Origin of the sequence: Paracoccus sp. S1E-3 (assembly GCF_013868135.1) — a bacterium.
Lineage (GTDB): Bacteria > Pseudomonadota > Alphaproteobacteria > Rhodobacterales > Rhodobacteraceae > Paracoccus.
The window spans coordinates 2,501-28,196 of the sequence record NZ_JACEMU010000009.1; the positions used below are offsets into that span (position 1 = coordinate 2,501).

The 25,696-nt window shown below is 64.5% G+C and carries 22 protein-coding genes, 1 tRNA gene and 2 rRNA genes; 7 read left to right on the forward strand and 18 right to left on the reverse strand.

All coding sequences use genetic code 11. From position 1 onward, the window contains the following. Positions 1–136: 136 nt before the first annotated feature. The 3 genes from H1S04_RS12185 (at position 137) to H1S04_RS12195 (ending at position 3,352) form a co-directional block, all read left to right on the forward strand. A 23S ribosomal RNA gene (locus tag H1S04_RS12185) occupies positions 137–2,972 on the forward strand. A 101-nt stretch (positions 2,973–3,073) separates the two neighbouring features. Further along, positions 3,074–3,188 (forward strand): 5S ribosomal RNA (gene rrf, locus H1S04_RS12190). A gap of 87 nt (positions 3,189–3,275) precedes the next feature. Further along, a tRNA-Met gene (locus H1S04_RS12195) sits at positions 3,276–3,352 on the forward strand. A 133-nt stretch (positions 3,353–3,485) separates the two neighbouring features. On the opposite strand, the gene H1S04_RS12200 is transcribed toward H1S04_RS12195, so the two are convergent. Then, positions 3,486–4,619 (reverse strand): Fic family protein, encoded by a 1,134-nt coding sequence (locus H1S04_RS12200; RefSeq protein ID WP_181745839.1) that lies wholly within the window; start codon positions 4,617–4,619, stop codon positions 3,486–3,488. A 289-nt stretch (positions 4,620–4,908) separates the two neighbouring features. Further along, positions 4,909–5,289 carry an XRE family transcriptional regulator gene (locus H1S04_RS12205; RefSeq protein ID WP_181745840.1) on the reverse strand — a complete coding sequence of 127 codons (381 nt, stop codon included), beginning with the start codon at positions 5,287–5,289 and terminating at the stop codon, positions 4,909–4,911. A gap of 126 nt (positions 5,290–5,415) precedes the next feature. On the opposite strand from H1S04_RS12205, the gene H1S04_RS12210 reads away from it, so the two are divergent. Genes H1S04_RS12210 through H1S04_RS12220 form a run of 3 tightly spaced genes read left to right on the forward strand, consistent with a single transcriptional unit; the run spans position 5,416 to position 8,812 of the window. Further along, on the forward strand, positions 5,416–6,993 hold the full coding sequence (locus H1S04_RS12210) for a recombinase family protein (protein WP_220185217.1): 1,578 nt from the start codon (positions 5,416–5,418) through the stop codon (positions 6,991–6,993). 23 nt (positions 6,994–7,016) lie between these two features. Beyond that, positions 7,017–7,880, forward strand: a complete 864-nt coding sequence (locus tag H1S04_RS12215; RefSeq protein WP_220185218.1) for a ParB/RepB/Spo0J family partition protein — start codon at positions 7,017–7,019, stop codon at positions 7,878–7,880. Continuing rightward, a complete protein-coding gene (locus H1S04_RS12220; protein WP_181745841.1) occupies positions 7,877–8,812 on the forward strand; it encodes a plasmid partitioning protein RepB C-terminal domain-containing protein in 936 nt (311 codons plus the stop codon). The genes H1S04_RS12215 and H1S04_RS12220 overlap by 4 nt, the downstream gene beginning before the upstream one ends. A 223-nt stretch (positions 8,813–9,035) precedes the next feature. Here H1S04_RS12220 and H1S04_RS12225 read toward each other — a convergent pair whose 3' ends face one another. The 13 genes from H1S04_RS12225 to H1S04_RS12285 form a co-directional block, all read right to left on the reverse strand. Beyond that, positions 9,036–10,958 (reverse strand): DUF2793 domain-containing protein, encoded by a 1,923-nt coding sequence (locus tag H1S04_RS12225; RefSeq protein ID WP_181745842.1) that lies wholly within the window; start codon positions 10,956–10,958, stop codon positions 9,036–9,038. A gap of 11 nt (positions 10,959–10,969) precedes the next feature. Further along, the gene (locus tag H1S04_RS12230; protein WP_181745843.1) at positions 10,970–14,968 is read right to left on the reverse strand and encodes a glycoside hydrolase TIM-barrel-like domain-containing protein; all 3,999 of its coding nucleotides are present in this window, start codon (positions 14,966–14,968) and stop codon (positions 10,970–10,972) included. Positions 14,969–14,977: 9 nt separating this feature from the next. Beyond that, the gene (locus H1S04_RS12235; RefSeq protein ID WP_181745844.1) at positions 14,978–15,424 is read right to left on the reverse strand and encodes an NlpC/P60 family protein; all 447 of its coding nucleotides are present in this window, start codon (positions 15,422–15,424) and stop codon (positions 14,978–14,980) included. Next, a complete protein-coding gene (locus H1S04_RS12240; RefSeq protein WP_181745845.1) occupies positions 15,421–16,305 on the reverse strand; it encodes a DUF2163 domain-containing protein in 885 nt (294 codons plus the stop codon). The genes H1S04_RS12235 and H1S04_RS12240 overlap by 4 nt, the downstream gene beginning before the upstream one ends. Further along, positions 16,302–16,511, reverse strand: coding sequence for a hypothetical protein (locus H1S04_RS12245; RefSeq protein WP_068766065.1), 210 nt, complete (start codon positions 16,509–16,511; stop codon positions 16,302–16,304). Before H1S04_RS12245 ends, H1S04_RS12240 begins: the two co-directional genes overlap by 4 nt. Beyond that, a complete protein-coding gene (locus H1S04_RS12250) occupies positions 16,508–17,158 on the reverse strand; it encodes a lysozyme (RefSeq protein WP_181745846.1) in 651 nt (216 codons plus the stop codon). Before H1S04_RS12250 ends, H1S04_RS12245 begins: the two co-directional genes overlap by 4 nt. A gap of 128 nt (positions 17,159–17,286) precedes the next feature. Then, positions 17,287–17,634, reverse strand: coding sequence for a hypothetical protein (locus tag H1S04_RS12255; RefSeq protein ID WP_181745847.1), 348 nt, complete (start codon positions 17,632–17,634; stop codon positions 17,287–17,289). Then, on the reverse strand, positions 17,631–18,257 hold the full coding sequence (locus H1S04_RS12260; RefSeq protein ID WP_181745848.1) for a DUF2460 domain-containing protein: 627 nt from the start codon (positions 18,255–18,257) through the stop codon (positions 17,631–17,633). Before H1S04_RS12260 ends, H1S04_RS12255 begins: the two co-directional genes overlap by 4 nt. Positions 18,258–18,266: 9 nt before the next feature. Further along, positions 18,267–20,729: a phage tail tape measure C-terminal domain-containing protein gene (locus tag H1S04_RS12265; protein WP_181745849.1), complete on the reverse strand. Its 2,463-nt coding sequence runs from the start codon at positions 20,727–20,729 to the stop codon at positions 18,267–18,269. Further along, positions 20,722–20,943, reverse strand: a complete 222-nt coding sequence (locus H1S04_RS12270) for a hypothetical protein (protein ID WP_181745904.1) — start codon at positions 20,941–20,943, stop codon at positions 20,722–20,724. The genes H1S04_RS12265 and H1S04_RS12270 overlap by 8 nt, the downstream gene beginning before the upstream one ends. An 8-nt stretch (positions 20,944–20,951) precedes the next feature. Beyond that, complete coding sequence (locus H1S04_RS12275; RefSeq protein WP_181745850.1) at positions 20,952–21,389, reverse strand: hypothetical protein; 438 nt, start codon at positions 21,387–21,389, stop codon at positions 20,952–20,954. 2 nt (positions 21,390–21,391) lie between these two features. Then, on the reverse strand, positions 21,392–22,330 hold the full coding sequence (locus H1S04_RS12280; protein WP_181745851.1) for a phage tail tube protein: 939 nt from the start codon (positions 22,328–22,330) through the stop codon (positions 21,392–21,394). A gap of 26 nt (positions 22,331–22,356) precedes the next feature. Continuing rightward, a complete protein-coding gene (locus H1S04_RS12285) occupies positions 22,357–22,779 on the reverse strand; it encodes an acyl-CoA transferase (RefSeq protein WP_181745852.1) in 423 nt (140 codons plus the stop codon). Positions 22,780–22,874: 95 nt separating this feature from the next. On the opposite strand from H1S04_RS12285, the gene H1S04_RS12290 reads away from it, so the two are divergent. Then, positions 22,875–23,699, forward strand: a complete 825-nt coding sequence (locus H1S04_RS12290) for a hypothetical protein (RefSeq protein ID WP_181745853.1) — start codon at positions 22,875–22,877, stop codon at positions 23,697–23,699. A 15-nt stretch (positions 23,700–23,714) separates the two neighbouring features. On the opposite strand, the gene H1S04_RS12295 is transcribed toward H1S04_RS12290, so the two are convergent. Genes H1S04_RS12295 through H1S04_RS12305 form a run of 3 tightly spaced genes read right to left on the reverse strand, consistent with a single transcriptional unit; the run spans position 23,715 to position 25,683 of the window. Then, a complete protein-coding gene (locus tag H1S04_RS12295) occupies positions 23,715–24,338 on the reverse strand; it encodes a DUF6441 family protein (protein WP_181745854.1) in 624 nt (207 codons plus the stop codon). Then, positions 24,335–24,649: a hypothetical protein gene (locus H1S04_RS12300; protein WP_181745855.1), complete on the reverse strand. Its 315-nt coding sequence runs from the start codon at positions 24,647–24,649 to the stop codon at positions 24,335–24,337. Before H1S04_RS12300 ends, H1S04_RS12295 begins: the two co-directional genes overlap by 4 nt. An 11-nt stretch (positions 24,650–24,660) precedes the next feature. Beyond that, the gene (locus tag H1S04_RS12305) at positions 24,661–25,683 is read right to left on the reverse strand and encodes a major capsid protein (protein ID WP_181745856.1); all 1,023 of its coding nucleotides are present in this window, start codon (positions 25,681–25,683) and stop codon (positions 24,661–24,663) included. Positions 25,684–25,696 lie beyond the last annotated feature (13 nt).

Below are 25,696 nucleotides of genomic sequence, written 5' to 3' on the forward strand. Positions count from 1 at the left end.
CAAGTGTTTCTTCATGTAAGGAACACAGCTTCTTCCGGATGGAAGGAGCGGGAAAGTACATGCTTTTGATCGGAAGCGACGCCGCGTTTTACAAAGGGGCGCGGTGACGGACTGCGGTCTGTCTTCTTCCGGATCAAATCAAGCGCGATAAGGGCGTTTGGTGGATGCCTAGGCAGCAAGAGGCGATGAAGGACGTGATACTCTGCGTTAAGCCATGGGGAGCTGAGAATAAGCTTTGATCCATGGATCTCCGAATGGGGCAACCCACCTGACAGTTTGTTATTGTTATCTTCGGGTAATCAATAACGGGCTGAACCAGGTATCTTCAACCTGAATACATAGGGTTTTAGAAGCGAACCCGGGGAACTGAAACATCTAAGTACCCGGAGGAAAGGAAATCAACAGATACTCCCCCAGTAGCGGCGAGCGAACGGGGACCAGCCGAGCCATGAGAATGACCGGAATGTGCTGGAAAGCACAGCCAGAGCGGGTGACAGCCCCGTATGGGAAGTTCGATTGGACGTATTAAGTAGGGCGGGACACGTGAAATCCTGTCTGAAGATCGGGGGACCACCCTCGAAGGCTAAGTACTCCTTGCTGACCGATAGCGAACCAGTACCGTGAGGGAAAGGTGAAAAGCACCCCGACGAGGGGAGTGAAACAGTTTCTGAAACCGGACGCCTACAAGCAGTCGGAGCCGCCTTGAGCGGTGACGGCGTACCTTTTGTATAATGGGTCAACGACTTGGTCTATCTGGCAAGCTTAAGCCGTTAGGTGTAGGCGCAGCGAAAGCGAGTGTTAAATGCGCGACTTCAGTCAGATGGATCAGACCCGAAACCGAGTGATCTAGCCATGTGCAGGATGAAGGTTGGGTAACACCAACTGGAGGTCCGAACCCACACCTGTTGAAAAAGGTCGGGATGACGTGTGGCTAGGGGTGAAAGGCCAATCAAACTCGGAGATAGCTGGTTCTCCGCGAAAGCTATTTAGGTAGCGCCTCGGACGTATCCTCCTGGGGGTAGAGCACTGCATGGATGATGGGGGCCCACAGCCTTACTGAGTCTAAGCAAACTCCGAATACCAGGAAGGACTATCCGGGAGACACACGGCGGGTGCTAACGTCCGTCGTGGAGAGGGAAACAACCCTGACCAACAGCTAAGGCCCCCAATTCGTGGCTAAGTGGGAAAGCATGTGAGACTTCCAAAACAACCAGGAGGTTGGCTTAGAAGCAGCCATCCTTTAAAGATAGCGTAACAGCTCACTGGTCTAATCAAGAGGTCTTGCGGCGAAGATGTAACGGGGCTCAAGCCACGAGCCGAAGCTTTGGGTGTGCACATCTGTGCACGCGGTAGCGGAGCGTTCTGTGATAGAGAACGCTGCCTCTTTTGTTCCTTCGGGATCAACGGAGGCATTGTTCTGACTGTGAAGCCGGGCCGTAAGGCATCCGGTGGAGTGATCAGAAGTGAGAATGTTGACATGAGTAGCGACAAACAGGGTGAGAGACCCTGTCGCCGAAAGTCCAAGGGTTCCTGCTTAAAGCTAATCTGAGCAGGGTAAGCCGGCCCCTAAGGCGAGGCCGAAAGGCGTAGTCGATGGGAACCAGGTTAATATTCCTGGGCCAGGAGATGGTGACGGATCGCAGGTGTAGTGAGGTCTTATCGGATTGACCTTGCTGCTGAGCGGTTCCTGGAAACAGCCCTCCATGAGACCGTACCCTAAACCGACACAGGTGGACTGGTAGAGAATACCAAGGCGCTTGAGAGAACCACATTTAAGGAACTCGGCAAAATACCTCCGTAAGTTCGCGAGAAGGAGGCCCCGTTGGCAGGCAACTGTTGGCGGGGGGCACAAACCAGGGGGTGGCGACTGTTTACTAAAAACACAGGGCTCTGCGAAGTCGCAAGACGACGTATAGGGTCTGACGCCTGCCCGGTGCCGGAAGGTTAAAAGGAGATGTGCAAGCATTGAATTGAAGCCCCGGTAAACGGCGGCCGTAACTATAACGGTCCTAAGGTAGCGAAATTCCTTGTCGGGTAAGTTCCGACCTGCACGAATGGCGTAACGACTTCCCCGCTGTCTCAAATGTGGACTCAGCGAAATTGAATTGTCTGTGAAGATGCAGACTTCCCGCGGTTAGACGGAAAGACCCCATGCACCTTTACTATAGCTTCGCACTGGCATCAGGATTGTGATGTGCAGGATAGGCGGTAGGCTTTGAAACGGGGACGCCAGTTCCCGTGGAGCCATCCTTGAGATACCGCCCTTCGCACTCTTGATGTCTAACCGCGGCCCGTTATCCGGGTCCGGGACCCTGCGTGGTGGGTAGTTTGACTGGGGCGGTCGCCTCCTAAAGAGTAACGGAGGCGCGCGAAGGTTGGCTCAGAGCGGTCGGAAATCGCTCGTTGAGTGCAATGGCAGAAGCCAGCCTGACTGCGAGACTGACAAGTCGAGCAGAGTCGAAAGACGGCCATAGTGATCCGGTGGTCCCGAGTGGAAGGGCCATCGCTCAACGGATAAAAGGTACGCTGGGGATAACAGGCTGATGATGCCCAAGAGTCCATATCGACGGCATCGTTTGGCACCTCGATGTCGGCTCATCTCATCCTGGGGCTGGAGCAGGTCCCAAGGGTACGGCTGTTCGCCGTTTAAAGAGGTACGTGAGCTGGGTTTAGAACGTCGTGAGACAGTTCGGTCCCTATCTGCCGTGGGTGTAGGATACTTGAGAGGAGTTGCCCCTAGTACGAGAGGACCGGGGTGAACGTTCCACTGGTGGACCAGTTGTCGTGCCAACGGCAGTGCTGGGTAGCTATGAACGGACAGGATAAACGCTGAAGGCATCTAAGCGTGAAGCCCCCCTCAAAACCAGGTATCCCTTGAGAGCCGTGGAAGACCACCACGTCGATAGGCCGGAGATGTAAGCGCAGCAATGCGTTCAGTTGACCGGTACTAATGGCTCGACAGGCTTGATTTGATCCGGAAGTGGCCAGATCTGACACAGATCCCCGCTTCCAAAAGCATCCTTGGACAACTTACGGACCGCAAGGTCCGCAACGCTGAGCGTTTCTTATCTGATCTGGTGGACATAGCACGAGCGAAACACCCGATCCCATCCCGAACTCGGCCGTTAAGCGCCGTTGCGCCAATGGTACTGCGTCTCAAGACGTGGGAGAGTAGGTCACCGCCAGATCTGATAAGAAACGCAGCTCTCGAACGATCCAGATCATCGCGCCAACCCAACAATCGGCGCAGCCGCGCAACAGATCGCGCAGAATGGCGCGGGGTAGAGCAGCCCGGTAGCTCGTCAGGCTCATAACCTGAAGGTCACAGGTTCAAATCCTGTCCCCGCAACCAAAAAATACAACACTATCAAAGACTTCAATGCCGAGCATAACGCTCGGCTTTTGTCGTTCCAAATTCTTGTCAACACCTGGTCAACGTTTACCGAGCCCCCCATCGACGGGCAACTTGATCGTGGCCATGACCTTCACACCTTCAACAGATCAAGCAGCGGATCAAAGGCGTACATCGCCGCGCGTCGCCCCGAAGCCGGTTCAATGGTCCGCAGCATGCCAGCCTCGACCAACCGCCGGGACAGCGCGCGCGCGGAGGACGGTGGGATCCCCGAGCGTTCCACGAAGCGGTCGTTGCGGAAGATCGGGCTCGCGAAGACGAAATCCAGCGCCTGATCGTGGAACTGTGAGTTAAGCACTTCGCGGAACCGTTCCCGCATCTCGCCGTGAAGGCGGAAGATGGCGTCCGCCGTCTGGATGTTGACCGTCGCCTGGGCGTGCATCGCCTTGAGGAAGAATACGACCCAGCCGGTCCAATCGCCGATGGCCGAGACCGCGCGCATTCGTTCGATGTATTCGTCCTTGTTGGCTTCGAAGTAGCCCGAGACGAAGAAGTTCGGCTGATGCAGGACACCGAGTTTCCACAGCATCAGCGTGATCAGCATGCGGCCGATCCGGCCGTTGCCGTCTTCGAACGGATGCAGAGCCTCGAATTCGACATGCGCGATGGCGGTGCGGATCAATGGCCGCATCGTGCTTTCGTTGATGTAGCGGACGAGTTCGGCCATCGCCGGGCCCAGTTGCTCGGGAGCGATCGGGACGTAGTAGATCTTTCCTCGCCGTTCGTCCCCGATGTAATTCTGCTCGACCTTGTAGCTGCCGGGGCGCTTGCGGGCTCCCCGTCCAAAGGACAGCAGCTGTTGGTGGGCGGTCCGGATCAGGTGTTCGCCAAGCGGGGCGCCCTCGGCGAGGGCCTGCTGGGCATTCCGCAGTGCGCGGGAGTAAAGGTAGGTCTCGACGTCGTCGTTGCGCGCTTCCCGGTAAGGGTCGGTGCTACCCGCATCTTCTTCGGCCTCCAGCCGGTACAGTTCCTCGATGGTCGAGATCGTCCCCTCCATCCGGGAAGACGTTACCGCGTCCTGGCGACGCAGGGGGGCGAGGAACAACTCGCTATTCACCATGCCTGACATCTTGGTGTCGTACCGCGCGAGGGAGGCGGCTGCCTCCTCGAGCGGTCCGAGCAGCACCTCGTAGTCGAGGGCGGACGGGGGAAAGGTGCCGATGTGATAGGTGACGGCATCCGAAAGATCGTAAGGCTTGATGATCATAGTTGTGCCGATTCTGTCATCAACGGGGTTTGACGCCAACCTAGTCACGACAAGTGCGCTTGGCAACAGAATATGGCTCCATTCTGACACCAAGGGGCGTTGTCGCCAGCAGTCTGCCGTCAAGCCAGATTGGTGACAGAGATTGGCAGGAAAATGGTATCAAAGCATGACCCCCTGCCATTCGCCGCAACTCATGCGGAGAATGTGGGTTCTAATCTCCGCATGAACATTGTGGCGACTTGTTTCCTGAACGACCGGGCGGGGTGGCGTCCGGCCGCTCCCTTGCGTGTCAGGAACCCTCGGACAATTTCCATTCCTGTCCGAGGTTTTGAAACACCAGGTCGCGCGCGGGGCAACCGGCACATCTGTGCTGCCGCGGCTTCTCCGACAGTCGCTCGGCCATGGTCAGGATGGTGATCAACACCGCATCGGAATGCTGCGCGAGCCGGATCAGATGCTCCCCGCTCGGCCCGCGTTCGCCAGACAGCCAGTACTTGGCCGTCCGCTCACTCGCTCCGGTCCAGCGCATCACTGTCTTGATGGCCTGATGTGTGGGCCCCAGTTCGCGCCGCAGGGTGTCGGAAATGGCCTTGCGATAGGCGGCCTGATCCGCGCCCAGGTGCACAGTTGTGCCCATTTTCGGCACAGATGTGCCCATCTTGATCCGCATCGCGGCGTCCTCCTCCGGTAAACCTGTGGAGAAGACAACACAGCGGCAGATTCCATTTTGCGCCCCAGCCAATACCCCGGGTCCGACCAGACGGAGACGCCTGCATGAACTGATCTGGAGACGGGAATGGCAGGCAGAGAGCTGCCCTCAAGAAAAGAACCGGCGAACTCCCCGCCAAAGCGCCGTGCGGCCGAATATGTCCGCATGTCCACGGACCATCAGAAATACTCGACGGAAAACCAGTCGGATGCGATCCGCAAGTACGCGGAGGAACGCGGCTTTGAATTGGTCCGTTCCTATGCAGATGCCGGAAAGAGTGGTTTGAGGATCGAGGGGCGCGAAGCCCTGCAGCAGCTGATCCAGGATGTGCAGGACGGTACTGCGGATTTCGAAGTGATCCTCGTCTATGACGTCAGCCGATGGGGGCGGTTTCAGGATGCCGATGAATCCGCCTATTACGAATACATCTGCCGTCGCGCCAACAAGCAGGTCGAATATTGCGCCGAGCAATTCGAAAATGACGGCGGCCCGGTTGCCACGATCGTCAAGAGCGTCAAGCGCGCGATGGCCGGGGAATACAGCCGGGAACTTTCCAACAAGGTCTTCATCGGACAGTGCCGCCTGATCGAACGCGGCTTCCGTCAGGGCGGTGCAGCGGGTTTTGGCCTTCGCCGGGTTCTGCTTGACGAACGGGGTGACGTGAAGGCCGAGCTGAAGCGTGGTGAGCACAAGAGCTTGCAGACAGACCGGGTGATCCTGGTGCCCGGGCCTGAGACCGAGGTAAGAACCGTTCGCTGGATATACAGCCGTTTCCTGAAACACGGCCGTTCGGAAAGCGAAATCGCGGCCGAACTGAACGAGCGCGGAATCCTGACCGATCTCGGCCGGGCCTGGACCCGCGCCACCGTCCATCAGATACTGACCAACGAGAAATACATCGGCAACAACGTCTACAACCGGCGCTCCTTCAAGCTGAAGCAGAAGCGGGTCGCGAATGGCCCGGAGATGTGGATCCGGTCGCAAGGGGCGTTCGATGCCATCGTCGAGCCGAAACAGTTTCAGAAGGTGCAGGTGATCATCGCCGCCCGCAACCGCCGATTTTCGGACGACGAGATGCTGGAACGGTTGACGCGGCTGTTCCAGCGCCACGGCTACATATCCGGTCTGGTGATCGACGAGGCCGATGGAATGCCGTCCAGCGGCGCCTATGCCCACCGTTTCGGCAGCCTGATTCGGGCTTACTCCCTTGTCGGCTTCACCCCGGATCGGGACTACCACTACATCGAAGTGAACCGCTTGCTGCGGCTTTTCCATGGGGACGAGGTGGAGCGTGTGATCCGCGAGATCAACCGACTCGGCGGAACCGTGGCACGCAATCCGGCGACCGACCTACTGACCATCAACGGCGAATTCACCATCTCCGTCGTCGTCGCCCGCTGTCGCGAAACCTCCACCGGCGCCTTGCGCTGGAAAATCCGTTTCGACACCGGCCTCGCGCCCGACATCACCATCGCCATCCGGATGGAGCGAACGAATACCGCCGCGCTCGACTATTACCTGCTGCCCCAATTCGAGTTGCGAACAAAACCCCTGGGGCTTGCCGAGGAGAATGGCCTGATGCTGGACGCTTTCCGATTTGAAACGCTGGATTTCTTTTTCGACATGGCCCGCCGCGTTCCGGTTGCCGAGGTGACACCATGGTGAGCGAAGTCGAGATGCGGGACGAAGTGCAGATCATCCCGATTTCCGCCATAACGGTGGAGAACCCGCGCGAACGCTCGGAAAAGACCTTCCGCGCGCTTGTCGACAGTATCGCTAGGGTCGGGCTGAAAAAGCCGATCACAGTCGCCCGGGTCGATGAAGAGGCGGGAGTGTCCTATCGCCTGGTCTGCGGTCAGGGTCGGATGGAGGCTTATGTCGCCCTTGGGGAAACCCACATCCCGGCCATCGTCGTAGATGCGAGCGAGGCCGAGCGCCTTCTGCGCAGCGTGATCGAGAACATCGCCCGCCGCCAGCAGCGTCCGCTGGAGCTGTTGCAGGACATCGCCGTCCTGCGCGACCGGGGATATTCGGACCATCAGATCGCCGACAAGACGGGGCTTTCCCTCGCCTATGTCCATGAAATCGGTGAGTTGATCGCCAACGGTGAAGAACGCCTGCTGATCGCGGTCGAAACCGGGCAGATGCCGCTCAGCGTCGCGCTCTACATCACGCGGGCCGAGGAGAAAGACGTGCAGAAGGCGCTGGAGGCTGCTTATGCCTCGGGTGAACTGCGCGGAAAGAAATTGCTGGAGGCGCGGCGGCTGGTTGAGTTGCGCCAGCGCCACGGCAAGCAGCGAGGTGGCGCGCGGAACAAACAGCCACGCGCGCGAATGACATCTGCCGCGCTGGTCAAAGCCTATCGCGCCGAGGCCGAGCGTCAGCAGGACATGGTCCGCAGGGCGCAGTCGACGCGCAGCAGCCTGCTGTTTCTCGATGCTGCATTTCAGTCGCTCTTGAAGGATGAGAACTTCTTGACGCTGCTTCGTGCCGAGGGGCTCGATTCCGTGCCGCGCATGATCGTCGATGGCCTTCAGGAGCCAAGATCATGACACACATGGAGAAAATGCCTCCGCCGAAGAGCCCGGGATTCGAGGCGAACCTGCGCACGATCCAGATCGACGCGATCCTGCCGGTCAAGCAACTGCCGGCCACAGTGCCCAAGAGCCAGAAGTATGGACAGATCGCCGCGTCGATCCGCGAGGTCGGGCTGATCGAACCGCCGGTGGTCGCCCGTGCGGCAGGACAGGAAGGGTCCTTCATCCTTCTCGATGGCCATGTTCGGCTGCATGTTCTGAAGGAAATGGGCGAGACGACCGTCACCTGCCTGGTGGCGACCGACGACGAATCCTTCACTTACAACAAGCGCATCAGCCGCCTCGCCACGATCCAGGAGCATAAGATGATCCTGCGCGCGGTCGAGCGTGGCGTATCGGAGGCCCGCATTGCGGCAGCGCTGAATGTGAACATCGCTCTGATCCGACAGAAGCGCACCTTGCTGAACGGCATCTGTCCGGAGGCGGCCGAACTGCTGAAGGCCCGGCATTGCCCGATCAACAGCTTCCGGGCCCTGCGCAAGATGAAGCCCCTGCGGCAAATTCAGGCGGCGGAACTGATGATCGCCGCAAACAATTACACCGTGCCTTATGTCGAGGCGATCCTCGCAGCATCTGACGCCACAGACCTGGTTGACCCGGCTGCAAAGAAGACACCTGCAGGTGTGACACGCGAACAAGCCGAGCGGATGAAGGCCGAGATGGCCAACCTGCAAAAGAACATCAAGCTGATCGAAGGCACCCTTGGTCCCGATCACCTCCGGCTGGTAGTGGCCGGTCGCTATGTCGAGCGGCTCCTGCAGAATGACCGTCTCGCCCGCTACCTCGACAAGAACCATGGCGAAATCCTTAGCGAGTTTCGGCAGATCGTCGCGGGCCTGGCGCAGCCAGCGCCCACGACGGAAGTGCGGAGCAGTGAGGCCGATTAGTTCGCCGACTGCTTTCTATCGACGATGGGGACCCGGACCCGAAAGCGCGGGGACCGCAGGAGACGCTGGACAGAGGGCCGGATCAAGCGCGGCGGCGGGGATGGCGGCGAACCCGCTCGGAGCCCGCCAGGCTGGCTCGAGTTTTCGCCAGCCCAATGGTCGGCTTCCGGCCATTGAAAGGGGCGGGCGCATCCGCTGGGGGGGGACGAATGCGCCCGCCGCCCTAGAAGTCCGTCTCGAGGTAGACCCCCGCACAGTCGTAGGCGACGGCGGCGGCCGTGGTGCCGGTGTTCAGGAACAGCCGCGGCGACAGGAATTGCGTCGCGGCGGGCAGGTCGGCGGTGATTTCCTGTTCGAAGACCGCGCCGGTGACCTCGTTTACGACTCGGGCCCACACCGACGAACCGTTCGGCGGCGCGGCTATGAACAGGGTCAGCACCCCGCCGGTGGCAATGGCAAAGCTCGCGCCCATGTCGGTGAGCGTCGGTGCCCCGGTCCCGTCATTGGCGACCAGCTGCCAGTTGGCATGGGTGCCCCGCTGAAAACCGATGCCGATGCAGTTGATGGCGGTGGCGAGCGTCAGCGTTGTGGCAAGCGCTGCGGTCGACCCGTAGAGGCCGAAGAACCCCATCCCGGTCGCCTGCAGCGTCGTCAGCGAAATCCGCGTCACGAAGGTCCAGCCGCCCAAGCCCGCCGCATTGCCGCGCCAGCAGGCCCAGCCTGCGGATCGCTGGTCGGCCACCGAGTCCACGACGGCCGCAGAGGTCAGACGCCAGCGCCGCATGGAGGTCGCAAGGTTCGTCGCGGCCAGAGTGGGCGTCGAAACGGTGCCGACCGAAGTGATTGGCAGGCCTTCGGTGGTCACCGTCGTGCCGGTCGAGGGTGACCAGTTGGCGATCCGGTTCACCCCGAAATGCGGCTGGAGCGGGAAGTCCCGCCCGGAGGGGCGCATGACGTCGATCCACGGCGCACCGGCGCGGCTGCGGGCATAGACGGCGGCTTTCCCTGCGGGCGGCGGGGTCGGCGCGGCGCTGAGACCGGGCAGGACCGTGGGTTGGGGCAGTTCCAGCTGGCCGCTCGCGCGGTCGATCCTGATCGCCTCGAAGAAGGCAGAGCCATCCGGGCTGACCTTGAAGCTGAAGTCATCGTTGCCGAGCAACCCGATCAGCGCGCGGGCGGAGAAGCCGGTCTTGAAGGCAAAAGCGGCGTCGTTCCCCGCTGAGGCCTTGTTCACCGTGGCTTCGATGCCCGCGCCTGCGTTGTTCAACAGCACGGCCGGGGTGTTGACCGACAGCCGGTTGTAGCTGTCGGCCGTCGCCCCGCCGAGGCCCAAGAGCTGCGCTGTCAGGCTCGCCTGGGGTATGCCAACTTGTGTGACGGCATTGGCGAAGGTTACCGTCGGCGTGTTGATGACGGTCGTGCCGCCCGCGCCTGCGGTCGCAGAGCCGATGTTCACGACCGTCGTCGATCCGGAGGCACCGCCGGTGCCGATGTTTACGGTTTTGGTCACGCCATTCGTCGTGGCACCGGTGCCCATCCCGTAGGTGGCGGTCGTCGTCGCCGTGCCGATGCTGGCCGACGCGGCCGAAACGGTGACCATGCCTGAAGCGGTCAGCGTCCCTGAAAACGTCTTGTTCCCGGTGAAGGTCTGGGTGCCTGCGAGGATCGCCAGTTCCGACGAGGTGTTGGGCAGCGTGAAACTGCGCGTCGTCCCGGCGCTGATGCCTGCCAGCGCGAAAGTGGCCTTCTTCGTCGGATCGGTGTCGTTCACCAGGCTGAAGACCGCGTCCGACACGTCGCGTGGCTCGCCCACGACCTCCCAGGCACTGCCGGTCCAGACGAGAAACAGCCCCTCGGCTGCGACCCACACCAGCCAGCCGGTGCGTGGGACGAGCCGGATCCACGCGCCGTCGACCCAGAAGGCAATGTTCAGGTCCCACCCGGCCCAGAGGCCAGTGGCGCCGGAGGCCACCAAGTGTCGGTCGCCGTCTGCCGGGCTGGCGGGTGGCGTGGTGCGCATCCGATCAAGGACGGAAAGCTGCACCATGGCGTCGAGCAGGCGCAGCGCCTCGTTGTGCGTGACGTGCTTCTGGGCTTGTGCCGCCAGGAGGTACGGCAGGCTCAGATGGGTCGTGGTGTCAGACATTGGAAATCCCGTCAGAACTGGAGGGACACGGTCGCGGGCGTACCGCGCCCGAGGCGGTTCGAGAGCTGGAAGATGCGGATCGCCAGTGTCTGGCCGTGCCCGAGCGGCGCACCCCAATCGGCGGTCTGCTGAGCAGCGGTGTAGAGGACGGAGGTCGTGCTGCTGGTCAGAATGCGCTTGATTGCAGCGCCGTCGAGGATCTGGACGTCGTAGGATTCCTGGTCCTCGGCGAGCGGCACCTCGACCTGTTCCCAGGCATCCGCGACCAGCGCGCGGGATCGGCGCGTCCAGCGGATGGTCAGATCGCCCGGGCTGCGCGCGATCCGCCACGGCTGTTCGACATGGACCGGGGCGAAGGGGACAAGGCCGCGTCCTGTCGGGGTGAAGCCAAGCGCGGCGTAACTGTCGTCACTGACCGCCCGCGCAGCCGGGCCTACGCGCCAGTTCCACGGAAGGCCAAGGTCTGCCTCGGCGATGGGAAGCGAGGCCAGCGTGGTATCCAGAACCACAACTCGCGCGCCAGCCGGTGCCGGGTTGCCGATGGCATGTTCCGTCCCGCGCTGGCCGCGCAGGAGGCGGGTCAGGCGATAGCGGCCGGGGGCGATCAGTTCGGCTTGGCCAGCCTGGATGATCTCCCACACCCCTGCTGCGGACTCGACCGCCAGCGCATTGGCGCCGCCGAAAAGCGCGACGTCGGTCACGCTTTCCAGCGTTCCGGACAGCAGATCGACCACCAGCGCGTTGCCGAGATCGAAGCGCGAGGTCGGGCCCGGAAAGACGTCGAAGGCCAGCGCCCCGATCCGCGCCCGACTGCCGAAGGTGGTGAGCAGATTGAACCCATCCGTCGAGGCGCTGCGGAACACCGCGATCTCGCCGGGCCAGGGGCTGGCATGTGCGGCGATCAGGGGTCGATGGGCGGGCTGGTTCTCGGAAATCTGCGGCAGGTCCAGCATCACCACCTCCGGCGTCCCGAAGACGACGGGGCTGGCCAGCGAGGCCGGGCGCGGATCGCCGGGCGGCAGATCGTAGGCGGCGCGGTCCTGCCGGACAGCCTCGATCCCGCGCGCCTCAGAGTCGGCGACAGACACCAGGCGGAACTCGACCTCGCGACCGTCATGCGCCAGCCGGATCACGTCGGCCGGATCGAGGGCCTGCCGCGAGGGAGGCAGGCGGAAGGTGGCGCTTTCCCTGCCGATCCAGGCCTCCATCAGCGCACGGCGGCAGCGGCGTTCGGCCTCTTCTGGCGGGATCGCCATCGGGAAGCTTTCCGAGGAGATGCGGGTGGTGTCGACGGTGATGCGCCGTGCCTCGACCAGCGCCGCGTCATAGTCCTCGTCGGCGCGTGCGACCTGCCACTTCAGGGCCTGCGGCAATTCCGTCTCCTGGCCGCGCGTCAGCTCGAAAGCCTCGCCCTCGCGGCTGGCGACGAGATCGTCGATGTCCAGCGTGGCGACCGAGGCGCTGCCGCGCATGACAAAGCGGATCACGCCCTCGGTCTCGATGGCATCGAAGCCGAAATGCCGGGCCAGCGTGGAAATCGATGCGCGAGGGCTTTCGAGGGCCCCGATCACATATCCCTCGACCGCGCCCCAGAGGCCGGAGACGTCGATGAGGTCTTCCGCCAGCCCAGCGCGCAGGCAGAGATGGCGCACGAGCGCGGCCAATGACACCGCACCCAGCCGTCCGGTCAGCCAGTGCCCCAGCCGCCAGTTCGGCCCGTCCGTCCAGACACCAGTCAGCTCGGGGAAGAACGGATAGGGCCGTGCGTCCCAGGTCCAGGCGGCGCATTCGGGGACATGGACCATCCGGCCGCCGTAGATCGCGGACACCGGATTGTTCGCCGCCTCGCCCCACCAGAGGTAGCTGGCCTCGAGATAGGCGCGTTGGATGGCATCGTCGCGCCAGCCCCGCGAGAACCAGGGCGTGAAGCTTTCGGACGACTTCGGGTCGAAGAAGACATTCGGCTGGTTCGTGCCCCGGTCGATGGCGGGGCACCCCAGTTCGGTGAACCAGACGGGCTTTGACTGCGGCACCCATGCGGTCGGCGTGCCACTCTCGACCCCGCCCGGGCGGTTGAAATGCGGGTTCGACCACCAGGCACGCAGATCCTTGTAGCGGAAGACCCAAGGTTTGCCTGCGCTGCCATCCGTGATCGGGGTGCGTAATTGGCCCGACCGGTCAGCGGCCGAGGCATAGAACCAGTCGAAGCCCTCGCCACCGGCGATATTGGCCTGCAGGTAACCGCGGTCATGGATCGCGGGCCAGCCTTGCAGGGCGTCGGCGTGGTCGAAGCCATCGCGCCAGTCCGACAGCGGCATGTAGTTGTCGATGCCGATGAAGTCGATGTTGACGTCGGACCAGAGCGGGTCGAGGTGGAAATAGACATCGCCGCTGCCATCGCCCGGCTGGTGACCGAAATACTCCGACCAATCGGAGGCGTAGCCGACCTTGGTGCCAGCACCGAGGATCGCCTTCGCGTCTGCCGCCAGCGCCTTGAACGCCGTCACGGCCGGATAGGCGCTGGCGCTCGACCGGATCGTCGTCAGCCCGCGCATCTCGGTCCCGATCAGAAAAGCATCGACCCCGCCCGCGACCGCGCAGAGATGGGCGTAATGCAGGATCATTCGGCGCAGGCCCCAGTCGCCCGCAGGGCCGGTCCAGCTGACCGTGTCTTCGGTAACGGCAAACTGCGCCGGTGTGGCCGCGCCGAAGAAGCTAGAAACCTGCGTGGCAGCAGCGGCGGTCTTGTCGGCCGTCCCGGCATAGCCTGCCGCCGGGGAGCAGGTGATCCGGCCCCGCCACGGGAAACTCGGCTGGCCCGGCGTGGCGGCATTCGCGCTGTAGGGGTTCGGATGCGTGTTGCCGGGCGGGACGTCCATTAGGAGGAAGGGATAGAACGTCACCCGCAGCCCGCGCGCCCTCAGCTCGCGGATGGCCTGCACCACCGCGAAGTCGGCGGGCGTGCCGCCATAGACCGGACGGTCCTCGGCGTCACGGCTGACGAGATGAGCGGCGGCCCGCGCCACGCCATTGACCGTCCAGGTCTTGGGGCTGGTGACCTTGGTCGCCACTTCGACGCCGGGCTTGATGGTGCAATTGCCCGCACGCAGATCATCGCCGAACCAGGCGACGACCAGGCTGACGCTCTCGACGGCCGGGGCCATGGCCTGCAGCCGATCGAGGGCCACGACGATATCGGCCTCGTCGGGCAGCGCGTTCAGGTTCTCGGCCGAGGTGGTGCCGCCCGTGGTCTGGCCGAAGATCGTCGTCGTGGCCCCGACTGTCTTGCGGACCGCTTCGGTCGCATAGGTGAACTCGCCCGAGGCCGGGATCATGGTCACGGCCTTGACCAGCCCTTCGGCCGTGTCGGGATCCGCAAGCGGCCGGAACACCTCGAAGCTGAGCTGCGGCAGGCGGTTGCCATAGGTGGAAAGCGGCAGTTCATCGAAGACAACGTAGGCCGTGCCGCGATAGGCGGGTGTGTTGGCCGACCCCATCTTCGCCGAAATGAACGGATCAGCCCCCTGGGTCTCGTTCCCCGGATACCAGCGCCAGGTGATCCCCGTCATATCGAGCGGCTTGCCGTCGGCCCAGATGCGGCCGATGCCGGTGATCGGACCCTCACACAGGGCGACTGCGAAGGACGCGTAATAGAGGTACTCCGTCGTCCGGACCTTGCCGCCCCCGCCGCCCTTGCCACCGCCTTGCGTGGTGGTCTTTGTCTCCTCGCGGAAATCCGTGGCCCAGATGATGTTGCCGCCGATGCGCATGCGGCCGTAGAGGCGGGGAATGATGGCCCCTTCGGTGGCGGAGGTGATGCGCAGGGAATCCAGCCGCTGGCCCTCGATCTTCTGGGCAGGCGTCAGCGAGGACACGATCCAGCTGTCGACCACCGAACCGATGGTCGATCCGATGAAGCCGCCGATTGCAGCGCCAGAAAATCCGAGGATCGCGCCGCCAAACGCCCCGCCGATGGCGGAACCGACAGCGCCGAGGACAAGCGTGGCCATGGGGAAATCTCAGTGTGCAGGAAACAGGAAGGCGAAGGCGATGCGGCGTCGCCATGCGGGCGTCAGCGGTTCCTCGATCACGCCGAGGCGTTCGTAGGCGTGAAGGAATGTGTCGGGACCGGTCAGGATCCCGACATGCTTGGCGATGGCGCGGGGCATCATGCGGAAGAGGATCAGCGCACCGGGCCCGGCCTCGGATCGATCAAGTTCCGGCATCATCCGTCTTGCCCCGTCGGCCAGCACCTCGCGCGGCCCGGTCTCGCCCCAGTCGCGGCTATAGGGCGGGATCGGGAATGGTTCGGGCCCGACGACCTCACGCCAGACACCGCGCGCGAGGCCGAGGCAGTCGCAGCCGACCCCGCGCAAACTGGCCTGGTCGTGATAAGGTGTGCCGAGCCAGGATCGCGCTACAGCGATGACGCGCGCGGGATCGCCCGTTGGGACTGTCGCGGTCACAGAACCGCCCCCTCGTGCCCGCCATCCTTGGTGGCATAGCGCAGGACCGCGTCCTGCCCCGGGATGTGGGGGAACCCCCGGAAGTTGGCCACATTGGCGAACTTCGTCCCGCAGGTCGCGATCCGCTTGTCGCAGCCCGCCCGGACCACGAAGGTATCCGTCGCCGTGATCGGGCGCACTGGGGCTTCCAGCAGAGTCAGGATCGCCACGCCATCGACGAGGTCATGCGACAGCACCTCGACCATCCGCCCGGCGTTCGCCCCGGTCGACCATTCCACCAGTCCGAAGGCAAACCAGCCTGCCGAGAAACTGGCGATGCCCGAGGCCGTGAAGGCCCGGTCCCGCAGCACATCGATGACCGCGCCACTCCCCTTGAAGGTAGGTGCTTCGAGGTTCACGCCGCAGCGCGCATCGCCCAGCGCGGCATCGCAACTTGCCTGGAACGTCCGCCCCACCGTCTGGCCGAGGACATGGGCCAGCGACCTCACCTCCGCCACGAAAGCCAGCCGCCCACGCCGGATCTGGCCGATGGCCCCGCGCCGCAGAAGGACGCGCTGCGCCGGTGCAGACCAGTTCACCCGCCAGACCTCGACCGCCGCGTTGTCCCATCGGCCATCGAGGATGTCGGTCTCGGTGATCCGGTCAGACGACAGCACGCCTTGCGCGTCCTGCGCGTCCACCGACAGATCGGATCCCGACCGGACCTCGGAGGCGGTCAGCCCACTTTCCGGCTCGAACTCGGTCCCGTCGAATGACAGTGTCCGGTCGTGGTCCGTGAAGCCGAAGGTCACGCCATCGGCGCGGGTGATACGCCAGCACCAGGCAAGCGTGGTCGTGCCCTCGTCGAGGTGGGCCTGAAGCGCGGGCGAAAGCGACTTCACTTCCGCCCCCAGCCGCGCAGGAGAGCTACGGACGCGAGGAGCGAAGACACGACGCCTCCGGTCGCGCCGGTCAGGGCATAGAGATTGAAGGGGCGAATATCGAGCGTGCCGGTTGCGAGGTCGAAATCCGCGAGCCCCGCCACGGCGAGGCCGGAGGCGGCAAGGCAGGCCAGATAGACGAGGCCGCGTGCGAGGGTCCAGTTCATGTCGTTTCCTTTCGCGTGAAGAGGTTGGCGAGGCGCTGCCACCAGCTGGGCGCGGTGGTGGATTGGGCGGGAGGCGGCATCGTCGTGCCGGTCGGGCGCAGCAATGCCAGCGCCTCGACCTCGGTCAGCCGACGGATCGGCCGCGAGAAATCCACCTGGCCGTTGCGGTCGACCGACCAGACCGGGATGGTGCCGGTAGGGTAGATGCCCCTCGCGAAGAGATCGCGCTCCGCCTCGCGCCGGGACCGGATGGCCGCGGGCTTGAGCCAGCCCATGAAGGCCGCTGCCGCCGCCGCACGGTTGCCCACGTTCAGAGCCTTAGTCAGCGCGGCCTTGGCGATGCCGCCGGTGTTGTAGTGGAAACTGACCAGCGCATCGAACTCGTGGGGGTCCAGCGGCACCTTCACTGCGCGCAGAACCTCTGCCTCGTAGGCGGCGAGATCGGTGCGGAAGATGCGAAAGGCCTCGCGGATCCCGGCATCGAGATGCGCGGGCATGCCGCGCGGCATCCGCGCCGGATCGGGCAGACCAGCGGCGGCCGTATGGCCGATGCCGACGGTCCAGATGTCCTTAACATCTAGGTAGGGTCCGGGCACGACGCCTTCGTGCCGGATCAGGGCCAGAAGCCCCCGATCAGAGGTTTGCATGGGATTACCCGAGGGTTGAGATAAAAAGGATCAGGACGGCGACTGCGAGGCCGATACGGAGCCGGTGGGCAAAGGCCTGTCCGGGGTCCGCGGGATCGCAGCGCAGCGAGCGGGCAAGGCGAAGGATCTCATGCATCGGCGTCATCCTTCCCGGCGCGGCGGAGCCTGGCGAGGATGAGCTCGATGAAGGCGGCCCCGAAGACGCCGACCAGGTAGGCGGCCGAGCCGACCGCCCCGCCTGCGGCGACGGCGCCATCGGGCAGACCGAGCCAGTCCGCCACGATCACGATGGAAAAACTGCCCATCCCCGCGGCGATCAACCCGCCAAGCAGGACATGCCGCAAGGCTTCACGCAGCGCCATCCGGGTGGTCAGGGCATTGGTGGCACCGCCCAGCGCGCCCCAGAAGGCCAGCATCAGCGCCGTCGAGGCGGCGATCTCGCGCCAAAGGTGGGACCAGAAGGATTCGTCGTTCATGTGCGGAGTTCCACAAGGGGGATCGAGGTGATCGACCCGAGGCGTTCAAGGTCGAGGGTGACGTCGAGGGCGTCGGTGTCGAAGCGGACCGGGACGTCGAACTCGAAGCCCGCGGTGATCGCCACGCCCGCAGCCGGGGCGGTGGTGAAGGTGATGAGGCCCGTGGTCGTGGAAACCGACCAGCCGGAGGCCTGGGGCGTGCCGTTCAGGGCGATGGTCACGGTTCCCGCGACGGGCTTGGTGATCGCCCGCATCCATGACTGGGCGCCCGAGGTGTAGCGATTGGTGAGCTGAAACTGAGTCGTGCTGCCGTTGCCGGTGCCGATGGGTTGATCGTTTGGCCCCGGCGTCTGTGACGGCAGGCAGGACTTGAAATCGGCCCAGTCCTTGAAGCGGAAGCCGTGGAGGCGACCGTTGCGGGCCTCGAAGAAGGCGACGACCGCCGCCAGATCGTCGGCGCGGCGGATGCCATAGGCGACGTCGTAGCGGCGGCGGCTGTTGGCCCAGCTGGCGTTGCGTTCCTCGGCCCCGCTCGCCAGCTCGACGATCTGCGTGCGCCGCTCCGGGCCGCCGCGCGCCCCGCGGCTGATGTTGTCCGGAAACCGGACCTCGTGAAATGCCATGGCTGATCCTCACATGCCCCGCCGCCCGAGCGACACGGCGCGGGCGATGTCGCTCGCAACCTGCGTCCGGGATTGCCGGAAGCTCTCGGCGTCGCGGGCGTTGATCGTGACGTTGACGGTCGAGGGGCTGGCCTGGCCGTACCCCGCCGCCTCCCGTCGCGAGAGCACCCGTTCGCCCCGTTGCAGGATCGCGGGCACCTCGTCCGGCCGCAGCCCGGCCCAGCCCCCATTGTGCATGCGCGGGGCGCCCGCGAAGGCCAAGGCGGGGACCATCCGGCCGGGTGCCGGGGCACCGACCATGCCGCCCGCGTGCAGGATATTGGCAAAGATGCCACCCGCCCCACCCAGCGCGCCGGAGAGGGCGTTCGCGATAGGGCCAAGGATGAAACGACGGGCAGCGAGCTTGGCGAGATCGGCGATCATCGATGTCACCAGATCGCGGAAATCGAGCTTGCCGGTCTTCACGAAGTCGCCGATGGCGTTCTCGGCCGAGGTGAAGCCCCCGACCAGCGCACTGCCGATATCCCCGCCGATGTCGCGCGCCTTGGCGGCGTAGTCGGCGAGTGCGGCGGTGACGGCCTGCCAGCCGGTGAGGGCCGTGTCGGCACCCTCGGCCGCAGCCGCTCCGGCCTCGCGCGCGGCACCGCCCGCACCATCAGCGGCCGTGGCGGTGTCGTTCAACCCAGACGTCAGGGCATCGGCCCCGCCGGCCGCATCCGCCAGCGCGGTTTCGGCCTCCGTCCCTGTGCCAGTCACCGCATCCTTCAGCGCCTGCCAACTGGCCAGCGGCCGACCCGCGGCGTCGGCCAGCATCCCCGCCGCCTCGCGATAGCCATCGGCCCGGGCGCGGGCGTCGTCGGCCATGGCACCGAGGCCGAGGTCAGGCGGCTCGAGGTAAGTCCGCGACAGCGCGGCGGAGAAGGCATCTGCGGCGGCGGCACCGGCTGCGGTCGCGGCCCCTTCAAAGGGATTGCCGATACGCCCCAGTTCAACCGGATCGAGGATGCCGATCCGCACGCCACCTTCGCCCGTAGCCCATTCGGGCAGCAGCGCGAGGGCCGCGTTCAGGGTCTCTATGAAGCTGTTGATGCGGGTGACGACGCCGTTCAGCATCACCTCGACGCCTGAGATTAGCCCGTTCGCAGCCTGGAAGGCGAAGTCGCCGATGGCGCCGGGCAGGCTGCCCCAGATGGCGACGGCCGCATCATAGGCCCCTTGGAAGATCGCCGCCGTCCGGTCGCCGAAGCTGACGACGCCTGCGATGGTCCCTTCCAGCGCCGAAAGACCGGCCGCCTTCAGCCCCTCCCATCCGGCCGCCATCCGCGCGAAGGCCGCGTCCAGCGACAGCCCGATGCGCGACCAGACCTCGCGGGCCAGATCGCCGAGCAGGCGAAACGCCTCGCCCACTCCGCCGACCCGGGCGACCAGCTGCGAAAACTGGTAGACCAGCTCTCCCGCGCCGACGATCAGCGCCCCGATGCCGGTGCGGATCAGCGCGCCGCGCAGAAACACGAGCGCCGTCGCGAGCCCGCGAACCGACAGGGCGGCGGCCGCCATGCCTGCCACCCAGCGCCCGGCCATGACGGCGGCGAACGTTGCCGCATAGGACGCCATGCGCCCGAGGTTGCCGATCAGACCGTCGATGGCCGAGCGCAGGATGCCGCCATCCGAGGCGAGCGCCACGAAGGCATTGGCCAGCGCCTCGATGGTCGGGGCGACGGCGACGGCGATGCGGTTGCGCAGGCCATCGAAGACCAGCGACACCGTGCCGAGTGCGAGTTGCGTACGGCGCAGAGCTTCCAGCGCATCACCGTCCAGAACCGCACCCAAATCGGAGGCCTGGTCGCCAAGCCGCGCCATTTCGGCCCCACCATTGCGTAGGAGCGGCAGGAGGCGGGTCGCGTCCGAGGCCATGGCCTCGAGATAGAAGGTCATCTCCTGCTGGCTAAGACCCGCCCGCTCCAGCGTGTCGACGTAAAGTTGCAGTGCCTCCGGTCCCGACAGCCGTGCGAACTGGTCAGCGGTGACACCGACCCTCGGGGCCACGTTCTCGAAGAAATCCGCCATCGGCCCGCCGCCGGTCTGCAGGAAATCCCCGACCCGGTCGTTCACGTCCTTCAGGATGTCGGCCAGCTTCTCCTGTTCAATGCCGACTGTCCGCGCCCCGGCCGACCAGCGCTGCAGCGCATCGGGTGTTGCATTGGCGACCTGCGCGAACTGCCGGATCTGCGTGGCACTCTCGGCGGTGGATCGGACGATCAGGCCGAGCGAGGCTGTAGCGGCCGCCGCGGCGGCCCCGAGGGCAAGGCCCGCCCTGCGCGCAAAGGCGGCCAGACGGGTGTTCGCCAGTTCCATCTCGCGCGACAGGCGGCCGAAGCCGCGGGCTCCGGCTTCGCCCACGCCTTCCAGTTCGGCTCGCACGCGACGTCCGCCTTCCGCCACGAGGCGGACGGAGACCTTCTTCTCAGCCATTCCGGCGTCCTTCCATCTGCTCGTTCAGTTTGCGAACCATCACCGCCTCGATCTCGGGCAGCAGTTCGGCGGTGATCAGGCGGTTGATGCCCAGCGCTTGCGCCAGTGAAAGCGCGGCACCCATGTCCCATCCGATGACAGCCCCCGGCGCGATCCGCAGCTGCCCGCCGAGGCGCTGGGTCAGATCCCAGACCTGCCAGCCCTCGACCGTCATCGGCCGGTTCAGTCTTGCGGGGCAGTCGGGGCAGGGGCCTGCGCAGGCCGCGCAGTAGCCATCGCCCCCGCCGAAAGACCAGTCGGCGAGGGCGCGGAGACGTTTTTTTCTGCGTCCAGCATTAGGCCGCGGGCGACGTATTGCGCCTGGAAGGCTTCGAAGACCGGCCAGATTTCGAGAAGGGCGTCGATCCCAGCCGGGCTGACCGGCACGAGGTTGCCTTCATCGTCGCCGACCCCCTCCCATTCCAGTACCGCGCGGCGGGCGACAGCCTTGGCCATCGCGAGGGCCATGTCCTCCTGGCTGGAGGTTTCCGACAGGCCGCCGATCATGGGGTCCGCGCGGGCTGAGACCATCAGCGCGGTGGTCAGAGGGGCCACCAGGACGCGCAGGCCGGGCAGCAGGTCCAGCCATTCGGGCCGGTTCGAAAGGTTCAGACGGATCATGGTCAGTATCCCGTGACGGTGTTGACGAGGACGGCGGTGCACATGCGGGCGGGGCTGGTGGCCTTGGCGGCCTGCCAGTCGAAGGTGGCCTGGATGCCTTGCGGCCCAGGGATCTCGATCCGCGGGACCGGCAGGTAGACGGCATGGGCGGTGAAAGTGAAACTGGCGTTCGCCCCGAGGCTGTAGGCAAACTCGAGCTCGCAGGGCGTGCCGTCGATGGCTTGGGTGACCAGTGCGCTATCGGCGAACCGCACCTCAATGCGGCCGGTCAGGGCCGCCATGCCGGGATCGGCGCCCTCGATTTTGCCGTCGTTCCGGATGGTCTCGATCCGGTCGAGGCCGTTGGCATAGGTTATCTCGGCCGAGACGACGTTGCCCAGCGCCGTGCCGTTGCGCTTCACCACTCCGTTGAAATGGCCGAAGCGCTGCAGGCCGAGCGCGGTCGGGGTGCCTGCGGCCGTGGTGGCAGCGATGGCCTCACCTTGCGCGATCAGCCGGGCGGTGGCGGTCAGCAGGCCGGAGCGGTTCATCTGCCAGGACAACTGGTCCATCACGCAGCCCGCATACATCGCGAACCGTGGCACCTCTGGCATGGCCACCTCGATGGCCATGGAGGGCAGGGTCCAGTTCCCCGACTGGAAGGTGTGGGTCTTGGGCGTGGTGCCCGTCGTGGTCGGTGCACCGAAGGCCGCCTTCAGCCAGTAGCCGAAGGCCTCCACATCGATCGGCACCACCACCTCGCCATCGGCGGTGACGGCGTCCTTGATCGGGGCCAGGGGATCGCGGCCGTAGCCGAGCAGTTCGCTGTTCAACAGAGGCTGCTCCGCGCCCAGCGTGGTGCGGGCGAAGGGCATCAGCTGATAGCCGCTGGCGGGCGGGGTGCCGTAAACCGTCTCGAACGCAAGCGCCATCTGCGCCCGCGCGCCGTGTGCGCGTGCCATGGGGTTCTCCTTGGATGTAGGGGAATTCAGGCCAGAGGGCCGGTGGTGGTATAATGCAGGACGACGATGATCACTGCCGCCTTCAGGGCCGCGGCACCCTCAATGGGCAGATCGACCGAGGCTGGGGCATCAGGTTCGACCCAGTCGCAGAGGCCGCCCAGCGTCCGGTCAGCTTCCAGCGCCGCGCCGATGGCGGCGATCAGGTCATCGAAGGCGCTGGCCCTGGCGGTGCCCGCCTGGACGACGACCTCCAACTCGGCCCGGTGCTGGTAGTGATAGCGCAGCGGTGACAGTGTCACCTCTGGCTCGCCCGGCTGGCCGTCGCGAAGGATGATCAGACCGGCTGTGGGAATCCGCTCGGGCAGCACCTCGTCACGCAGGGTGAGGGCGGCAAGCGGCTGAAGCCGCGCGTACAGCGCAGCGAGGACGAGTTCGCGGGTGGTGGGCATGCAATATTCAGTATTCAGTGGCTAGATCGAGCGGTTAGTAGACCTCCAGCCACGAGAGCCACAGACGGGACAGAGGACGGGTTTGGCGCTCGATCATGCTGCTGGTCAACCACAGAGCCAGAATTTTCTTGACCCAACCACCTGAAAAGCCTGTGTTTAACTTTGATTCCATAGTCGGAGATAAGATGTCTGGTTACCGTTTCCGTTGCCTCGGCCCATTTGAGTTTCCTGTCTATAGAAGCACGCGCCATTGGAAAAACCACTACCGTCTGTTCGATCCTAAAGCTGCCACGGAGGCAGTTTTTGAGCTGGCGGCTCAGCAAGAGCGCAGAATTGGGGTCGAGGGTATAGACCAAGCAATCGGCCTTTATATTATCGGCATGAAACCGAGGGGGAAGCTCATCCCCTTCTATGTTGGCAAGGCGGCGCGTCAGACGATTAAGGAACGGCTGTTTCAAAAGCAGGATAAGCTCGCCAAGGTGACTGAGATCCTGAATGTTTACAAACATGCTAAGCCGTTTGTGTTCTTGTTCCCGCTCCTTACGCCCACGGGACGACTTGCTCGGCTTCCGACAGCGGCGCCGGGCGAATCTAGCGCCGAGAAAGTAATCAATAGCGCCGAATACATGATGATCGGTCACGCAATGAATTCGAACCCGTGGCTCCACAACATTTCTACTGTTGTGGAGCGCGAACGGTTTTCAATCGATGGTAGCCCAGGAGCCTCCGGCAAACAAACGAAGGACGCTCAATCCTACAGTGAGATGATGGGCTTCAGAAAAGCGTCCTCAGCGAGCGACAAGCTCCGCGAGGCCGGTGAGGCGCTCGAAGAGGTCAAACCCGATGAAACGCGTCTTATTGAGGACGCACTCGCGCATCCGGAGAGCTTGGAACAAGAAACCGTGGGCCCGGAAGAGTGATCGACATTTCTTTTCCTATGTTTCCACCCACCCTGCCACGATCCGCCCCGGCACGCGGTCGATGGCCCGTTCGGCATCCCGCGCCAGTTCGAGCCGCTTGTGCAGCTTGACCTGCGGCACGAGGAGGAAGATCGGCACGGTTGTCAGCCCGCGGCCGCTCTTCGATCGTGACGCTACCGCCCGTCCCTTGCTGTTCAGCCGCCCCTCGGCCACCAACAGGCTCGGGCCCCGGCGGCGATAGATGAACTGCAGCCGCAGCCCCGTGCGACGTTCCCATGCGCCGGGGGTGATCCGCCCGCCGCGGGTGGATTTGCCTGCGGCGGCGGTAGGGATCGCCAGCCAGAAGCCGTTGCGCGACCGGATTAGCGGCCCTGTGTCGTGGGCCCTGACGATCACCGGGGCGTTCGACCAGACCAGCGCCGCGGCGTTCAGGCTTTCGCCGCCCTTGGGATAGGTGGCGAGCCGGATCGAGTTGCCAAGCCGGGTGCCGAGCCCCGCGCCGGTGATCTGGCCGCGCCAGGCGGATTTCAGGCCCGCGCCCGCCTCGCGCATGGCGGTGGTCACGGCCTTCTCGCCCGCGGCGATTTCCGCCTGCATCAGGGCGGCGAGGTCGGGGCTGATATCAAGCTTCAATTTCATGCTGGCCTCAGGTCCAGCGTCCAGATCAGCCGTTCCCGGTCGCGCAGGGGTTCTCCCTGGATCACATGGCTGTCGGCGCCAATGACGATTACGTCGCCCGGGCGCGGGGCGGGGAGGTCGGACACGCGCACATCCACCACCGTCGTGTCGCTGACGAACCGCCCCGCGCCGAAGTCGGTGACGCGATCCGGCGCGCGGCGGATGATGCGGATCGGGCGTTCCTCCGACGTGGTGGCCGAGATCCAGAGAGCCGGGGCCGCCATGGAGGCATGGGTGAAGATGCGGTCCATGGCGGCGGCGAAGACGGACATGGGTGGGTCCGTCAGTTCGACGTGTGCAGACGGATCGCCAGCCGCGGCCGCTTGTTCACCGGCAGGATCGAGGCCTCGGTCATTACATCGATCCAGCGGCCCTTCTCGTCCAGATGCTGGCGCGCGTAGAGCGGCAGGCCGATGGTGTTGGCGGTTTCCAAGAGGTTCGCCGGACCGCCATAGGTGGTGAAGGTGTCCATCGTGCCGAGCGGGAAGGCGATGCCCTCGTTCGCCGGGACCATCCGTTCGGTGGCCTTGGTGGAGAGGGTGACGGTGCCGGAATATTCCTCGAACAGAATCCCGCCAAAGGGGAAGTTGCGGCGCACATCCTCGCGCAGCGGCTGGGCGCCGGTCGAGGCGTAGAACTTGTAGGCTTCCTCGGTTTTGGGGTGCGCGATCAGCTTGTCGAAGAATTCCCGGCTAACCAGCGCATGGACGCTGGTCATGGCCTCGCCCAAGAGGTTGTCCTCAATGGCGCGAAGCACCTCGCGAACCTTGCCCTGAACGTTCGTGCCCGCGGTGCCGAGGACGAAGTCGACCGAGATCTGCGCCAGGCCGAATTCGGTGAAGTAGTTGTAGAGGGTGGTGCCCGCCCCGTCCTTCACGATGCCGCGCAGCGCGTTCATCTCCATGTATTCCCGCGTCTGGGCATGCTTTCGGCGCATCAGCAGAAGCTTGCGGTTCATCACCTCGACGAGGGGATCGGCTGCGTCGAAGGCGCCCAGCGCGGGGGCGCCTTGGATGTCGGCGGGCAGGACCACGTCGTCATGCGGGATCCACGGCAGGGCGAAGGACCGCATCGAGCGGCCCTCCCGCGTACCGACCGTGGCGGGGCCACCGAGGGGGACGGAGGGCAGAAGGCTCAGGACGCCCTCGTATTGCTCGATGATGACCGAGCGCTGGCTGACCCCTTCGAAGCGGAAGAGGCCGATCTGGGCAAGGCGGGTGTAGAGGTTGGGCAGGATGTTGATGGCCTGCGTCATCTCGGCCAGCGAGTAGCCGCCAGCGTCGAAGGGATTGCGGACGAGGGTCATGGGGATGCTCCGG

Excerpts from the sequence above, each read along its gene's own strand:
- H1S04_RS12200 (WP_181745839.1), bottom strand. The coding sequence starts at position 4,619 with ATGATCATCAAGCCTTACGATCTTTCGGATGCCGTCACCTATCACATC.
- H1S04_RS12205 (WP_181745840.1), bottom strand. The coding sequence starts at position 5,289 with ATGCGGATCAAGATGGGCACATCTGTGCCGAAAATGGGCACAACTGTG.
- H1S04_RS12210 (WP_220185217.1), top strand. The coding sequence starts at position 5,416 with ATGGCAGGCAGAGAGCTGCCCTCAAGAAAAGAACCGGCGAACTCCCCG.
- H1S04_RS12220 (WP_181745841.1), top strand. The coding sequence starts at position 7,877 with ATGACACACATGGAGAAAATGCCTCCGCCGAAGAGCCCGGGATTCGAG.
- H1S04_RS12225 (WP_181745842.1), bottom strand. The coding sequence starts at position 10,958 with ATGTCTGACACCACGACCCATCTGAGCCTGCCGTACCTCCTGGCGGCA.
- H1S04_RS12230 (WP_181745843.1), bottom strand. The coding sequence starts at position 14,968 with ATGGCCACGCTTGTCCTCGGCGCTGTCGGTTCCGCCATCGGCGGGGCG.
- H1S04_RS12245 (WP_068766065.1), bottom strand. The coding sequence starts at position 16,511 with ATGAACTGGACCCTCGCACGCGGCCTCGTCTATCTGGCCTGCCTTGCC.
- H1S04_RS12250 (WP_181745846.1), bottom strand. The coding sequence starts at position 17,158 with ATGCAAACCTCTGATCGGGGGCTTCTGGCCCTGATCCGGCACGAAGGC.
- H1S04_RS12255 (WP_181745847.1), bottom strand. The coding sequence starts at position 17,634 with ATGAACGACGAATCCTTCTGGTCCCACCTTTGGCGCGAGATCGCCGCC.
- H1S04_RS12260 (WP_181745848.1), bottom strand. The coding sequence starts at position 18,257 with ATGGCATTTCACGAGGTCCGGTTTCCGGACAACATCAGCCGCGGGGCG.
- H1S04_RS12265 (WP_181745849.1), bottom strand. The coding sequence starts at position 20,729 with ATGGCTGAGAAGAAGGTCTCCGTCCGCCTCGTGGCGGAAGGCGGACGT.
- H1S04_RS12270 (WP_181745904.1), bottom strand. The coding sequence starts at position 20,943 with ATGACGGTCGAGGGCTGGCAGGTCTGGGATCTGACCCAGCGCCTCGGC.
- H1S04_RS12275 (WP_181745850.1), bottom strand. The coding sequence starts at position 21,389 with ATGATCCGTCTGAACCTTTCGAACCGGCCCGAATGGCTGGACCTGCTG.
- H1S04_RS12280 (WP_181745851.1), bottom strand. The coding sequence starts at position 22,330 with ATGGCACGCGCACACGGCGCGCGGGCGCAGATGGCGCTTGCGTTCGAG.
- H1S04_RS12285 (WP_181745852.1), bottom strand. The coding sequence starts at position 22,779 with ATGCCCACCACCCGCGAACTCGTCCTCGCTGCGCTGTACGCGCGGCTT.
- H1S04_RS12290 (WP_181745853.1), top strand. The coding sequence starts at position 22,875 with ATGCTGCTGGTCAACCACAGAGCCAGAATTTTCTTGACCCAACCACCT.
- H1S04_RS12295 (WP_181745854.1), bottom strand. The coding sequence starts at position 24,338 with ATGAAATTGAAGCTTGATATCAGCCCCGACCTCGCCGCCCTGATGCAG.
- H1S04_RS12300 (WP_181745855.1), bottom strand. The coding sequence starts at position 24,649 with ATGTCCGTCTTCGCCGCCGCCATGGACCGCATCTTCACCCATGCCTCC.
- H1S04_RS12305 (WP_181745856.1), bottom strand. The coding sequence starts at position 25,683 with ATGACCCTCGTCCGCAATCCCTTCGACGCTGGCGGCTACTCGCTGGCC.